The organism is Tenuibacillus multivorans (genome assembly GCF_900103915.1).
GTDB classification, from domain to species: Bacteria; Bacillota; Bacilli; order Bacillales; family Alkalibacillaceae; genus Tenuibacillus; species Tenuibacillus multivorans.
Genome location: NZ_FNIG01000002.1, coordinates 122,383 through 136,017 on the forward strand (window position 1 = coordinate 122,383; position 13,635 = coordinate 136,017).

Here is a 13,635-nt window from a genome sequence, read left to right on the forward strand (position 1 = left end):
GATATCACTAACCTTTACTATTTAGCTTTTGAATCGTGAAATTTCTTCATGATGCCTTCTTTTGAGAATAGGTTGCGAACTGTATCGCTAGGCTTAGCACCTTTTGTTAACCAGTCTAATGCTTTATCTTCATCAATTGAAACTTCTGGCGTTTCACTTAATGGATTATATGTGCCAATTTGTTCAATAATACGTCCATTACGAGGAGAACGTGAATCAGCAACAACTAAACGGTAAAATGGTTTTCTTTTAGAACCCATTCTTTTCATACGAATTTTTACTGCCATGTTTTACACCTCCATCAAAATTCCTTCTCACAAGATAAAATTCTAACAGAGTTCAAAAGGTGTGTAAAGTATTTTTCCATTACATGAATAGATTTTTTTAATATTCCATAATGTATGACGCTCCGTGCTCTTATTTTCTAATAGCTATCATCAAAGCGCTTCTCCTATCACGGAAAAGCACTTTATCATTATTTTAGAAGTTTTTAATGCCTTGTTTCAGATCAAGAGTATTCCATTACATGAACGGTAAATTTAATCCGCCTTTTTTCTTGCCTTTTTTGCCGCCCATCATTTGCTTCATCATTTTCTTCATTTCATTGAATTGTTTTAGTAAACGGTTTACTTGAGCGACTGAGGTACCGGATCCTTTCGCAATCCGTTTTTTACGACTTGCGTTCATGATATTAGGATCGACTCTTTCTTCCTTAGTCATCGATTGAATAATCGCCTCGACATGGTCAATTTGTTTTTCGTCGAGCTGCATGTTTTTCATGCCTTTCATCTTGTTCGCACCTGGCATCATGTTCATAATCTCATCTAGTGGTCCCATATTACGAACCTGACTCATTTGCTCTAAGAAGTCTTCAAAGGTAAAGGACATATCACGCATTTTTTGTTCCATCTCTTTAGCTTTCTTCTCATCAACCTGTGTCTCTGCTTTTTCAATTAAGCTAAGAACATCTCCCATACCGAGAATACGTGATGCCATACGATCAGGGTGGAACGCTTCTAACTGATCGAGTTTTTCTCCCATACCCGCAAATTTAATCGGCTTACCTGTAACAGCTTTTATCGAGAGGGCTGCACCCCCACGAGTATCACCATCAAGCTTGGTTAAAACAACACCAGAAATATCAAGCTGATCATCGAAGCTTTCAGCTACGTTAACTGCGTCTTGACCTGTCATCGCATCGACAACTAAGAAAATCTCATCTGGGTTAACGGTATCTTTTATTTGTTGTAGTTCATCCATTAACCCCTCATCTACATGCAAACGCCCAGCCGTATCGATAATAACGTAATCACGATGGTCTTCTTTAGCTTGTTCAATCGCCTGTTTAGCAATATCAACAGGATTAGCATCCGTTCCCTGTGAAAAAACAGGCATATCTAGCTGTTTACCAAGCGTTTCTAATTGATTAATCGCAGCTGGACGATAGACGTCTGCAGCTACTAGCATTGGATTTCGATTATAATTTTTTCTTAAATTGTTAGCCAGTTTACCAGTTGTCGTCGTCTTACCTGCCCCCTGTAAACCGACCATCATAATAACCGTTGGTGGCTTGTTCGCAACAGCAATTTTACTTTGTTCGCCACCCATTAAATCGGTTAACTCTTCTTTAACCACTTTAATGACTTGTTGTCCAGGGTTTAATCCTTCTAAAACATCCTGGCCAATGGCTCTTTCTTTGATTCTCTTAATTAAATCTTTTACGACTTTAAAGTTAACATCGGCTTCGAGTAAAGCTAAGCGCACTTCACGCGTCATCTCTTTAACATCTTGTTCGGATACTTTACCCTTACCGGTTATTTTCTTGATCGTACCTTGTAATCGGTCGGCTAATCCTTCAAATGCCATATGACCGGCCTCCTAATCTAGGTTTTCCAGTTGATCTATCAAATGTTTAACTTGATTGAAATCTTTTTGAGCTATGGCGTCCTTCATCTCCTGGATCACGTTGCTTTGCTTTTGATAGCGTCTATATAATCTTAATTTGTCTTCATATTCTTCTAACATAGCCTCTGTACGTTTAATATTATCATAAACTGCTTGTCGACTTACATCATAAGTTTCCGAAATCTCGCCAAGGGAATAATCTTCCAGATAATATAATTCCATATAATTTTTTTGTTTCGGAGTGAGTAGCTCTTGATAGAAATCGAACAGATAATTAATACGTGTGGTTTTTTCTAACACAAGCAGCCCTCCTCAATTATTCATGTGAATCATTTTTGATTAAATCACCAAATAAGCCATATACGAATTGATGCGCGTCAAAAGGTTGCAAATCTTCCACTTGCTCACCTAATCCGACAAATTTAACTGGGATATCTAATTCATGGCGAATCGCTAGTACGATACCGCCTCGTGCTGTCCCATCCAGTTTCGTTAACACAATACCCGAGACATCTGTCGCATCCTTAAACGTTTTCGCCTGGCTTAACGCATTTTGACCTGTTGTCGCATCTAATACAAGTAATGTTTCATGCGGAGCACCATCAATTTCGCGTGAGATGACCTTTTTAACCTTTGCCAATTCATTCATTAAATTAACCTTGTTTTGTAAACGTCCAGCTGTATCACAAATTAAGACATCGACATCACGTGATTTAGCAGCCTGAATCCCATCATAAATGACAGCGGCTGGGTCACTGCCTTCATTGTGTTTTATCACGTCAATACCTGTTCGCTCGCCCCAAACGTCCAATTGATCAATCGCACCTGCGCGAAATGTATCGCCAGCAGCTAGTAAGACCGATTTTCCTTCTTGCTTTAAACGATGGGCAAGCTTTCCAATCGTAGTTGTTTTTCCAACTCCGTTTACCCCGACGGTTAAAATAACAGATAAACCATCCTCATTTAAATTAAGGGTCTCTATCGATTCATCATCGTCATCATAATAGATATCAACAAGCTTCTCGGAAATCACTTCTTTAACCGCTTCAGGCTCTTGAATATTACGTCTTTTCACTTCCATTTCCAATTCTTCAATAAGTGTCATAACTGTTTCGACACCTACATCAGCTGAAATTAAAACTTCCTCTAAGTCTTCAAAAAATTCTTCATCAACTTTACGATAACGTGCAACTAAATCATTCACTTTTGAAGTAAATGAATCACGTGTTTTGGACATACCATCTTTAAATTTATCGGTTACTTGATCGGTTTGGTTACTAATTTTATCTTTTAACTTTTGAAAAAAACCCATAAAACTGACTCTTCCTTTCAATCATCTAGTTAAACACCATTTCTTCTGTCTCTTCCAATTTAACGGAAACGAGCTTAGAGACACCAGACTCTTGCATCGTAATACCGTATAGGACATCAGCATTTTCCATGGTCCCTTTGCGGTGAGTAATCACGATGAATTGGGTATGCTCTGAAAATTCCTTAAGATATTTTCCGAAGCGAATGACATTGGCTTCATCAAGAGCCGCCTCTACCTCATCTAAGACACAAAATGGTACAGGTCTTACCCTTAAAATCGCAAATAGTAGTGCTATGGCAGTCAGGGCACGTTCACCACCAGATAATAGGCTTAAATTTTGGAGTTTTTTCCCTGGTGGCTGCGCGATAATATCGACACCTGTTTCAAGTAAATCGTCGGGATTCGTTAATTTCAATTCAGCTCGTCCTCCACCGAATAATTCCTTAAATACTATAGAAAACTGCTTTTGAATCTGTTCAAAGGTTTCGCTGAATTTGCGAATCATTTCATCGTCCATTTCTTGAATAATCGAATGGAGTGTCGCCTTAGCCTCGAGTAAGTCCTCTTGTTGTTCACTTAAAAACTGATGACGCTCTTGAATTCGTTCATACTCTTCAATCGAACCTAGGTTAACCGTACCGAGTTCATCAATAGAGCGTTTAATTAATTTAACATTTTCACGCGCTTCATCAATTTCTTCGGTTAAACCGTAATCGGCTTTCGCCTTTTCAAAGGTTAACATATATTCTTCACTTAGACGATTCAATCTATTTTCAAGATCGACGTCTAGTCGGTTTGCTTTTACTTCTAGTTGTTGAAGGTGATTACTTTGTTGTTCATACAATCTATTTCTTTCTTTTAATTCCCGTTCTAAGTCCTCGCGTGATTGAGCAAGGTTATTCCGCTTTTCTTTGTTTTGCTCTAATTGATCATTGATGTGCGTTAAAGTCGTTCGAGTATCTGTAATCTCTTGAGAAAGCTCATCAATTGTTTTTGAATTTTGATGTGATTCTTCGAGCTTTTGAAGTTCTTCTTCTAACTGCGTTTTAACGCCACGAGCTTCATTTAAATCTCCTTGAACTTGCTCTAGACGTTCCTTTTGATTTCGAACGTCACTCTCTTGCTCAGCTAAACGAATTTGCATATGGTTTAAACGTTCTTTATGCTTTTCAACGGTTTCTTTAAAATTAGACTGATTAGAGGTTAGATGATCAATTTCATGTTTATGTTTGTCAGCTTGTTCATCCTGACCCTCTAATTTTCGAGTAATCGTCTCAAGCTCTTGTTTTAATTGATTGATTTCTTCATTGTATTGGCTATTTTCCTGATCATAGACAGCTAATTGATCATTGATATTTGAAAAACGAGCCTGTAAAGATTGATAGCCTTCTTTTACCATTTGATATTTTTCATTAAAATCGTCTTTGTCCTGTTGTTTAGATCGAATCGTTTGCTGTAAATCATTACTTTTTTGTTTCTTGTCATTTAATTGTTGTTCAAACTGTTGGCTCTTCTTTTCATAATCAGTTAGCTTAGTCTTGATTTCTTTAAGCTCTTGCTCTCGTGTAAAGAGTGAGGTTTGATTAGAGCGCTTTTTAGCACCACCACTCATCGATCCACCTGGATTAACGATGTCCCCTTCCAAGGTGACAATACGGAAACGATGACGTGAGAGTTTCGCCAATTCATTAGCATCTTTTAACGTTCTAGAAATAATCACGTTTCCTAATAAGTTTTGAACAATGGCGTGATATTGGTTATCGTATTGAACTAAATCAGATGCCACACCAATAAACCCTGAGTGGTCTTTAATCTGTTGGTTAGTATTCGAGTCAATTGAACGTGATTTGATCGTTGTTAAAGGTAAAAATGTCGCTCGTCCATTATTTGTCTGTTTAAGCCACTTAATCGATTGTCTTGCATCCTGGTCAGTGCTTACGACAATGTGCTGAGCCTGTCCGCCTAATGCGGTTTCCATCGCGGTTACATAGTCATTCGGTATATTCACTAATTGAGCTACTGCCCCGTGAATACCGCTAACTTTACCTCTTTCTTTCGCCTGGAGTAATGATTTAACACCATAGAAAAAACCACTGTATGAGTCTTTCATATCCTCAAGCATTTCCTTTTTAGAACGGAGCTGCTCGATGATACGATAGCCTTTCTGTAGCTTTTCTTCATCTTCTCGAATTTTACTAAATAATTGCTCATATTCTGATTGTAGCTTATAAATATCCTCGTCAATAGATTGGATATGATCATCTAATTGAACTTTTTCTTTTGCTTGTAATTCTTGGTCTTTTTCTAACGATTGTCGTTCTTCTATTAATTGTTCAAAACGTTCGTCTAGGCGCTGTTTCCTTAGCTGCGTTTGTTCGATTTGTTTTTCGATTGATGATTTCTCATTACGATTGGCGGCTTGGTCGTTTAACAGATCAATATATTCCGCTTTAAGTGACTCTATTTTTTCTTCGATATCAACGCCTGAGTTTTCAATTTCTTGCTTGATTTGATTAATCGATTCTTTCGTTTCATGACGCGATTCTTCTAATAGCTGTAAGCGTTTGTCGTGATCTTCATAATCCCATTCATATTGATCAATATGATTTTGACTTTCTTTTATATCGTTTGTTAATTTATCTCTACTTTCATCAAAATGCTTTAACCGCTCGACTAAAACATTTTTTTGCCCATCTAACTGTTCGATCTGTTGGGTTAGATTTAATTTTTCTTCTTGTAGTTGATTAACTTTCGTATCTAATGCTTGAACTTGTTGTCCGATTTCTTCAACATTAGATTCGTCTTTTTGTATCGCAGTCTTTTCTTGCATTAATTGCTCTTTTAATTGATCAATTTGCTCTAAAAGACTTTCCCAATCTGTATGTATATGTTCAATTTCGGTCACAATTAAAGAAACTTCTTGTTGTTCAAGTTCCTCTTTCTTTTCTAAATACTCTTTAGCAACAGCGGCCTGTTCCTTTAACGGCTCTAACTGCCCTTCGATTTCATGGATAATATCTTCAACTCTACTTAAGTTATCATCCGTTTCCGCTAATTTTTTTACGGCCTTCGATTTACGCTGTTTATATTTTAATACACCTGCCGCTTCTTCAAAAATAGAGCGTCGTTCTTCTGATTTAGAGCTTAAAATTTCCTCAACCTTACCTTGGCTGATAATCGAAAAAGCTTCTTTACCTAGCCCCGAATCCATGAATAAGTCAATAATATCCTTTAAACGGCATGGTTGTTTATTAATTAGATATTCACTTTCACCAGAACGATAAACACGTCTAGTGACCGCGACCTCTTCATAATCTATTGGCAAGCGTTGATCTTTATTATCCAAAGTTAATGTGACTTCTGCGACATTTAATGCACGCCTCGTCTCACTACCGGCAAAGATAATATCCTCCATCTTGGCACCACGTAATGATTTTGCAGATTGTTCACCGAGTACCCAGCGAATCGCATCCGTAATATTGGATTTTCCACTTCCATTTGGTCCAACAACGGCGGTTACACCGGAAACAAAATCTACAGTTATTCGTTCGGCGAATGATTTAAAGCCGACAGATTCTAGTTTTTTCAATAACATATGTAAACACCTACTTATTTCTTCCGTTCAGAACTTAACATTTGAACTTTTTTATTTTATCATAAAAACAGTGACTGAAGAAGGTTACAATAATAAACATAGGAGTGTTTTGATGAATTTAAACGAAGCGACAGAAGAAAACTTGAAATATATCATCGATGAAATGTCGAAGCAACTACAAGTCCTTAACCCAACGATCCTGGACCCTGAGAAATTCCATTTGGATAACTATCATAACATTAAGCAATTATACGATATGGTTCAAGGTAAAGATCAAATTAGTGTTCCTGAAATCCATGCCATTATAGATGAATTGAAAAAATACCGAATTCAAGATTAAGGTTGAACCCCTTTGCTCTTCTAAACAAAGGGGTTCTTTTAATACTCCTTTAATGCCTTTTGAGCGGCATGCTGCTCAGCCTCTTTTTTAGTCCGTCCCTGTCCTTCACCTTTCTCAATCTCATTGACATACACTTTCGCTACAAATTGTCGGTCGTGAGCTGGGCCAATCTCGTCTACGATCTCGTAATGCACCTGTTGCCCATCCTGCTGCACCATTTCTTGAAGTTTTGTCTTATAATCCATCGCATGTGAAAAAGCACCTGGTTCTATGTTCGGAAACATAAACTGTGATAAAAACTCTATAACGGTATCGAAGCCTTGGTCTAAATAGATTGCCCCGATTAAAGCTTCATAGGCATCGGCTAATAGTGATGGTCGTTCCCTACCACCAGACTTTTCTTCACCTTTACCTAGTAGAAGGTATTCATTCAAACCAATACTTTTTGCAAATTGTTCTAAGGAAGGCTCGCACACAATATTAGCTCGAAATTTCGTTAACTCCCCTTCACTCATGTCAACATATTGTCGGTATAAATGTTGGGAAACGGCAAGCTCTAATACAGCATCACCCAAAAATTCTAATCGCTCATTATCGTCTAGACCTTGATTTCGATGCTCATTTACATACGATGTATGCATAAATGCTTGTTTCAATAAATCATCATGCTTAAATTGGATATTAATATCGTTTTGTAATTGTTTAAAGTCCATATCATCACCTATTCATTAATTAAGAAAGATGAGGATGGCCTAATAAAGCCATCCCCTTTTTATTCATTAGTTACTGGTTGCTGTTTATGTAATTAACAGCATCCCCTACTGTTTGAATTTTTTCTGCATCCTCATCAGAGATTTCCATATCAAACTCATCTTCTAATTCCATAACTAATTCTACAACATCTAATGAATCCGCTTCTAAATCATCTTTGAAAGAAGCTTCTTCTGTTACTTTTGCTTCGTCTACATCTAAACGTTCAACAATAATTTCTTTAATACGGTCAAAAGTTTCTTGTGCCATACCTTTCACCTCCCTTCAAAGACGTATGTTTATATTGAATCATGCCTCTTTTTTTTGAGACAGAAACACATGTGTTTAAAAAATCACATCACCATGCCACCGTCAACATGAATGGTTTGCCCGGTAATATAGTCTGAATCATTAGAAGCTAAAAATCTAACGGCACGAGCGACGTCCTCAACTTCACCTAATCGGTTTAATGGAATTAAATCATACATCCCTTGTTTAGCCTCATCTGATAATTCATCCGTCATATCAGTCGAAATGAATCCTGGCGCTACCGCATTGACATTAATATGACGTGATGCAAGCTCTTTTGCAACTGATTTTGTCATGCCAATAACACCTGCTTTGGCGGCTACATAATTCGTTTGCCCCGGATTTCCGGATACCCCTACAACTGATGTCAAGTTAATAATTTTACCGCCTCGCTGCTTCATCATCGGTCTTGTCACTGCTTTGATACAGTTAAAGACTCCTTTTAAATTCGTATTAATAACATCATCAAATTCGCTTTCTTTCATACGCATTAACAAATTATCTCTTGTAATACCTGCATTGTTGACCAAAATATCAATTGAACCAAATTGTTCAGTCGTCTCTTTCACAAGCTGTTTAACATTATCTACTTCAGATACATTAGCTTGAATAGCAATTGCCTTTTGCCCTAATTCCTCGATTTCTTTAACAACTGCATCTGCTCGACTTTTACTGCCTGCATAGTTGACAACGACATTAGCACCGTTTTGAGCTAATTCTAATGCAATAGCTCGTCCAATACCACGAGAGGCACCTGTTACCAGCGCAACCTTTCCTTCTAACATTCCATTATTCCTCCTTCACCCATTTTATAAAACTATCTATGGCGTCAACTTGATTAAGTGTGAATACCTTGGCTCTACGATGTACTTTTTTCACTAATCCTGATAATACTTTTCCACTACCAACTTCAACAAATGCATCAACATTGGCTTTTAACATATTTTGAATCGTTTGTGTAAACTGTACTGGAGAATAGAGCTGTTCTATGAGTAATTGTTCAATTTGATTGGCATCAGTTACAGCTTGTGCTGTTACATTAGCATAGACTGGAACTTGAGCATCACGAATCCGAATCGTTGATAATTCATTTTTAAAATCATTACTAGCTTGTTTCATTAAATCTGAATGAAATGGGCCACTCACATTAAGCGGAATAACTCGCTTAGCCCCTTGTTCCTTTAACTCTTCTGAGGCCTTTTCAACCCCTTTAACAGTTCCTGAAATAACAATTTGTCCTGGGCAATTGTAATTAGCCACATTCACAGTATCTCCACTCTTAGAGATGTCTTGAGTCACTCTTTCAATCGTTTCAGCGTCAGAACCTAACACCGCTGCCATCGTACCTTGTCCGGTTGGTACCGCCTTCTCCATAGTTTTACCACGTTTATGTACTAATGAAATGGCATCTTCAAACGATAGAGACTGGGCTGCATAAAGGGCACTGTATTCACCTAAACTATGCCCCGCAACCATATCCGGTTTAATCCCATGTTCTTGGAGTAGATTAAATACGGCTACACTGTTTAATAATAAAGCAGGCTGTGCGTTCTCCGTTTTAGTTAACTCATCGTCAGGTCCATTTAACATTAAATCACTTAATTTATAACCTAAAACTTCATCTGCTTGGTGATATAACTGTTTAACCGATTCATATTGGTCATAAAAATCCTGACCCATACCGATACTTTGTGAGCCTTGACCTGGGAATAGGAATGCTAATTTTTTCATTGTTACGCCTCCCGTTCTTGTAACGCTTTAACCTCTTTTTCAATCAAGCTAACAACATCAGCTTCTACTAAATGATATGTTTGTTTAATCGCATTAAAAATGGCTCTTTCATTTGATGAACCGTGCGCTTTAATAACCGGTGCACGGAGTCCAAATAAGCCTGCACCTCCGTATTCTGAATAATCGAGTTGATCTTTTACACCTTTAAGATCTGACTTAACCATGGCTGCGGCTAGTTTAGTTTTCATGTTTTTCATAAAGGATTGTTTGATAATGGAGAATAAAGTTAAAGCCGTACCTTCAATTGATTTTAAAGCAATATTACCTGAAAAGCCGTCCGTTACGACAACATCAGCAACACCTTCTAATAAATCGCGTGCCTCTACATTGCCGACAAAATTTATCGGTGCTTGTTGTAATAACTGAAAAGCCTCTTTAACCGTATCTGACCCTTTTTGATCTTCAGTTCCAACGTTTAATAAACCTACTCTCGGGTTGTTTATATTTCTGACATTTTCAACATAAATTGAACCCATAACAGCGTATTGCAATAGATGATTAGGTTTTGTTTCCACGTTGGCTCCAACATCGAGTAATAAAAAGCCTTTTCCATCCGTTGTTGGGAGCGTCGGACTCAATGCCGGGCGGTCAATCCCTTTAATACGTCCAACCTTAAATAACCCCGTACTCATTAACGCACCTGTATTACCTGCCGAAATACAAGCATCCGCTTCTTCATTCTTGACCGCTTCAGCCATTAAAACCATTGAAGCGTCTTTCTTTTTCCGAACGACACGAGAAGGCTCATCTGTATTCTCAACCTTTTCTGTCGTATGGTGTATATGAATACGCGGGTGCTTATCTAAATAAGAATTGATCTGTTCTCGATTTCCGAATAACGTCAATTCTAAATCATGATAATGATCAACTGCTAAGCTTGCTCCTTTAACAATAGCCTCTGGAGCATGATCTCCACCCATTGCATCAATCGCTATTTTCATATGACTCCACGACTCCTTTTAGTTTTCCGTTGTACGATACATATAAAATTTGCCTTCAAAAACAACCTCGTCATGGACGTAGCTTTTCACTTCGACAATCGTGCGGTTATGATCGTCTCCAACCACAGACGCTTTTGCTACAACTCGCTCGCCTACCTTTACGGGGCGTGTGAATTTAATCTTCACATTAGCGGTTAACGCTAATTCATCATTAATGACAGCAACAGCTAATGAATTGGCTTGAGCGAACAAATGATGTCCTCGGGCAATTTGATTTCTTGAAAAAACGTGCTCTTCTTTTATATCTAAAATTGAAATGGCTAAATTATCTAACTCTAAATTCACAACTTCCCCGATCACCTCATCGATCGGTAAAGCTCGAACTTCTTCGTTCCAATTTTTATGGGCAACGTGTTTAATTCGTTCGCGCAATTCTGGAATTGACAGTTCAAGTCGATCCAAGCGTATCGTTTGAATACTAACACCAAATTTATTTGATAATTCTTCATCGGTTATAAATGGTGTCTCTTCTATCATTTCTTGTAATTTTTCTTGTCTTTGCTTTTTCTTTAATTTCATTGTTAACACCATCCGCTATTATGACTAGGTCCTAATAGTAATATATAATACGTGAAAGCATCTTGCAATGCTTTTAATCGAAAATTCGCTCTTGAATTTTTGGATCTGACTCAATCATTTCTCGTAACTTAACATATTCGGGATCTGTTTCAAGTAAGTTTTCACGCATAACCTGAACGGCATCACGGCGCGCAACTTCTAATGCACGGTAATCATCTACGATATTGGCCACTTTAAACTCCGGCAAGCCGCTTTGTTTTTTACCGAAAAAATCACCCGGCCCTCTTATTTGTAGGTCATGTTCCGAAAGTGTAAATCCATCATTCGTTTCGGTCATGACACGCATCCGCTCTTTTCCAGTATCGCCCTTTGGATCGGCTAGTAAGATACAATAGCTTTGATCTTGACCTCGCCCAACCCGGCCGCGTAATTGGTGAAGCTGGGCTAACCCGAATCGTTCAGCATCATAAATGACCATAATCGTTGCATTCGGTACATTCACGCCAACTTCAACGACTGTTGTGGAAACGAGAACTTGGATCTCATTATCGGCATAATCACGCATGACGTCATCTTTTTCTTGTGAGGATAATCGTCCGTGCATTAAACCAACCTGAATGTCTTGAGGCAACACACTTTGTAATTGCTCATAGACGTCAACCGCATTTTGTATATCAAGCTTGTCCGACTCTTCGATTAATGGACAGATGACATAAGCCTGATGTCCGTTTTGTACTTCACTTATAATAAATTGATGAACGCGATCTAGCATATTTTCTTTCACCCAAAACGTATCAATTGCTTTTCGTCCTTTAGGCATTTCATCAATAATTGATACATCCATATCCCCAAAGGATGTAATCGATAACGTTCTTGGAATTGGCGTAGCTGTCATAAATAATACGTCAGGGTGTATTCCCTTATCTCTTAATGTTTTACGTTGTTCAACACCGAAACGATGCTGCTCGTCCACAATGACAAGTCCTATATCGTTAAAAACGGTATCTTCCTGTATTAATGCGTGAGTTCCAACGACAAGATCGACTTCACCTTTTTCAATTCGTTCTAATTTTTCCTCACGTTTTTTCCCTTTGATCGACCCTGTCAATAGTTCGATGTTTAATAACTCGCCAAATAATTCCTTTAATGATTGTTCATGCTGTTCTGCTAAAATTTCAGTCGGCACCATTAAAGCACCTTGTTGTCCGGCTAAATGCGTTGCATACAAGGCGATGGCTGCCACAACTGTTTTACCTGAACCTACGTCCCCTTGAAGTAAACGATTCATGTGTGCCTGGCTTCTTAAATCATCTAGAATCTCTTCTAATACTCTTTTTTGACTGTCGGTTAAGTCAAAGGACAATCGACTGATAAATGCCTTAATTTTTTCTTGGTCAAACGTTTTTGATATACCTTCTGACTTCTTTTTATTATGCGCTTTAATCCACTGCATTTTTAATTGAAAAATAAATAACTCCTCAAATATAAAACGTCGTCTGGCATGTTTCAGTACTGTTTTAGAAGAAGGCTGATGCAGACTTTTAATCGCCTGTTGTCGATTTGGTAATTTATAATCCGTTAAATATTTCTCAGGTAACATTTCTACTATTTCTTCTAATGATGATTTAATTGAATACGATACGAGTTTCTTAATTTGTTTGGTCGATAAATTGGCTCTTGTATGGTAAACAGGCTGAATCGTCTGATCTTCTTGAAAAGATTTGGGATGAAGCTGTTGAACTGTAAGCTGTAATCGGTGCATATCCCATTTTCCTGTTAGGGTTACCGATTCGCCACGTTTTAATTTATCTTTTAAAAAGGCTTGATTAAAGAAAATCGCTTTAATGGCGACAACTCCGACTTGAACCGTACACGTCAGTCTTGATTTTTTCCGACCGAAATAGCTAACAGAAGGTTCAGACACAATCTCACCTTGAATCGTTGCGACTTCCTCATGATTAATTTCTTTTAACGGTTTTAATTCAAAGAAGTCATAACGAAAAGGAAAGTGGAAGAGTAGATCCCCCACTTTCGAAATGTTTAACAGAGCTAGTTGTTCTTTTGTTTTTTCACCAACACTTGGTATTGAATCAACTGGATCATTAAACAAAAT

Annotated in this window: 13 protein-coding genes; 1 reads left to right on the top strand and 12 read right to left on the bottom strand. The window is 37.8% G+C overall.

What is annotated here, in order from left to right; genetic code table 11:
- Positions 1-17: 17 nt before the first annotated feature.
- The 5 genes from rpsP to smc all read right to left on the bottom strand — a co-directional run bounded on the left by rpsP (position 18) and on the right by smc (position 6,812).
- The gene (gene rpsP, locus BLP77_RS03300; RefSeq protein WP_093855695.1) at positions 18-287 is read right to left on the bottom strand and encodes a 30S ribosomal protein S16; all 270 of its coding nucleotides are present in this window, start codon (positions 285-287) and stop codon (positions 18-20) included.
- Between the two features lie 235 nt (positions 288-522).
- Entirely contained in the window at positions 523-1,866 is a 1,344-nt protein-coding gene (gene ffh, locus BLP77_RS03305) for a signal recognition particle protein (RefSeq protein WP_093855696.1), read from the bottom strand.
- Between the two features lie 12 nt (positions 1,867-1,878).
- Positions 1,879-2,205 carry a putative DNA-binding protein gene (locus tag BLP77_RS03310; protein ID WP_093855697.1) on the bottom strand — a complete coding sequence of 109 codons (327 nt, stop codon included), beginning with the start codon at positions 2,203-2,205 and terminating at the stop codon, positions 1,879-1,881.
- 16 nt (positions 2,206-2,221) lie between these two features.
- A complete protein-coding gene (gene ftsY / locus BLP77_RS03315; RefSeq protein WP_093855698.1) occupies positions 2,222-3,217 on the bottom strand; it encodes a signal recognition particle-docking protein FtsY in 996 nt (331 codons plus the stop codon).
- Between the two features lie 25 nt (positions 3,218-3,242).
- The gene (smc, locus tag BLP77_RS03320; protein WP_093855699.1) at positions 3,243-6,812 is read right to left on the bottom strand and encodes a chromosome segregation protein SMC; all 3,570 of its coding nucleotides are present in this window, start codon (positions 6,810-6,812) and stop codon (positions 3,243-3,245) included.
- Positions 6,813-6,924: 112 nt separating this feature from the next.
- Between smc and BLP77_RS03325 the strand changes: the two genes are divergently transcribed.
- Complete coding sequence (locus BLP77_RS03325; protein ID WP_093855700.1) at positions 6,925-7,152, top strand: DUF1128 domain-containing protein; 228 nt, start codon at positions 6,925-6,927, stop codon at positions 7,150-7,152.
- 38 nt (positions 7,153-7,190) lie between these two features.
- Here the strand turns inward: BLP77_RS03325 and rnc are convergent, their stop codons facing one another.
- The 7 genes from rnc to recG all read right to left on the bottom strand — a co-directional run bounded on the left by rnc (position 7,191) and on the right by recG (position 13,632).
- The gene (rnc, locus tag BLP77_RS03330; protein WP_093855701.1) at positions 7,191-7,865 is read right to left on the bottom strand and encodes a ribonuclease III; all 675 of its coding nucleotides are present in this window, start codon (positions 7,863-7,865) and stop codon (positions 7,191-7,193) included.
- Positions 7,866-7,935: 70 nt separating this feature from the next.
- Entirely contained in the window at positions 7,936-8,172 is a 237-nt protein-coding gene (gene acpP / locus BLP77_RS03335; RefSeq protein ID WP_093855702.1) for an acyl carrier protein, read from the bottom strand.
- Positions 8,173-8,255: 83 nt separating this feature from the next.
- Positions 8,256-8,996: a 3-oxoacyl-[acyl-carrier-protein] reductase gene (gene fabG / locus BLP77_RS03340; protein ID WP_093855703.1), complete on the bottom strand. Its 741-nt coding sequence runs from the start codon at positions 8,994-8,996 to the stop codon at positions 8,256-8,258.
- 4 nt (positions 8,997-9,000) lie between these two features.
- Positions 9,001-9,942 (bottom strand): ACP S-malonyltransferase, encoded by a 942-nt coding sequence (gene fabD, locus BLP77_RS03345; RefSeq protein WP_093855704.1) that lies wholly within the window; start codon positions 9,940-9,942, stop codon positions 9,001-9,003.
- A gap of 2 nt (positions 9,943-9,944) precedes the next feature.
- Positions 9,945-10,943: a phosphate acyltransferase PlsX gene (gene plsX, locus BLP77_RS03350; protein WP_093855705.1), complete on the bottom strand. Its 999-nt coding sequence runs from the start codon at positions 10,941-10,943 to the stop codon at positions 9,945-9,947.
- A gap of 18 nt (positions 10,944-10,961) precedes the next feature.
- Positions 10,962-11,522 carry a transcription factor FapR gene (gene fapR / locus BLP77_RS03355; RefSeq protein ID WP_093855706.1) on the bottom strand — a complete coding sequence of 187 codons (561 nt, stop codon included), beginning with the start codon at positions 11,520-11,522 and terminating at the stop codon, positions 10,962-10,964.
- A gap of 73 nt (positions 11,523-11,595) precedes the next feature.
- Positions 11,596-13,632: an ATP-dependent DNA helicase RecG gene (gene recG, locus BLP77_RS03360; protein WP_093855707.1), complete on the bottom strand. Its 2,037-nt coding sequence runs from the start codon at positions 13,630-13,632 to the stop codon at positions 11,596-11,598.
- Positions 13,633-13,635 lie beyond the last annotated feature (3 nt).